Source organism: Arthrobacter sp. SX1312, assembly GCF_002929295.1.
Classification (GTDB): Bacteria; Actinomycetota; Actinomycetes; order Actinomycetales; family Micrococcaceae; genus Arthrobacter_D.
Map to the genome: position 1 here is coordinate 1 of NZ_PJIM01000019.1, position 1,315 is coordinate 1,315.

At 41.6% G+C, this 1,315-nt stretch carries 1 protein-coding gene; it reads right to left on the reverse strand.

Annotated features, from left to right (window positions below; translation table 11 throughout):
• Positions 1 to 131 precede the first annotated feature (131 nt).
• Positions 132 to 413, reverse strand: a complete 282-nt coding sequence (locus CXQ92_RS18320) for a hypothetical protein (protein WP_181033734.1) — start codon at positions 411 to 413, stop codon at positions 132 to 134.
• Between the last annotated feature and the right edge of the window lie 902 nt (positions 414 to 1,315).

Consider the following 1,315-nt stretch of genomic DNA (forward strand, 5'->3'; position numbering starts at 1 on the left):
GAGTGATTGTGTGTGTGTGTGTGTGTGTGTGTGTGTGCGTGTGTTTGCAACGCATGAGCCAAAGTGAGTCACTGGAGCCACGCCTTGGATTTTTTTCGGCTACATTTCTGTCTCCTGCCACAGTGAGAAAACTAAAGCTTATGTAAAAAAAAGTGAACATTTTCCACTGTGGAGAAAACCAGAGCTCCAACTTCATCAGGCTCGATGGGATCTGCAGCAACAAGAACCATAACAACAAGAGCAACAACAAGAAAGGGATGGAAGGTAAAGCTGTGGGCTGAGCCTCCATCCAGAAGCTGCTGGATCAGAACTGAGCTGAGCTCTTTCTCACCGCTCTCAATCCCACCCCGGGGCGATGCGGAGAACCGGAAGACCCTGGAGATCCTGGAGATTTTCAAGACGTGGCTGCGCATACATGTCCCCAAAAGACTTAACAATGTCCGTCTCACAATGGCTCGTGTGTCGACCATACGCGCGCACACACACACACACACACACACATACAAACACACATGCAAAAAAAACTAAAAAGGAAAAACCAAAAACCCCACAAAACCCAAAAAAACACCAAAAAAACATGAAAAACAAAAAAACCCTGAAAAAAAAACAGAAAAACGAAGAAAAAAAAACTAAGAAAATGCAAACAAACAAATAAAAAAACCACACAAAAGAAAAACAACTCCAACAAAAACACAAAAAGCAAACAAAAAGCACCCACACACACACACAGGCTTGGCTCACTCAGAGATAGATTTTCTGAAACCTTGAACATGTGAATGATCCTCCTGGACCCACTTCCTCCTCCACGGTGCCTGGCAGCTGCTCAGTGTGAGGAGCGTGACACAAGACCCACAGAGGATTGTTCACGTTACACAAAAAAAAGTAAAATTCCTCACCATTACTTTACTGGATGGAGAAAACCGGAAAATCGTGGCTTTGCTTTGTGTGGTGTGTGTGTGTGTGTGAGCGTCAACAACCGCTCTAACCACCATCCACCGCACCACTGTTCATCATCTACCACACCAGCACACTGTAATGATGTCTCATCTCTTGAGCTCTCTCCAGCCCGGTTTCTCTCAGGGTCCTTCCTCATGACATCTCAGGAAGATTTTCCTTGATCACCGGGGCTCTTCGTCCAGCAAAGTAAAAAAAAAAAAAAATTAATCTTATTTTCTCAAAAATAATAAAAACAAAATAAAATCTATATATAAATAAACCCACATAATTCAAACTTATATTATTCAAAAATCAATTATATATATAAATATATATACACACACAAACACACACACACCACATATTAACTAAATTATAA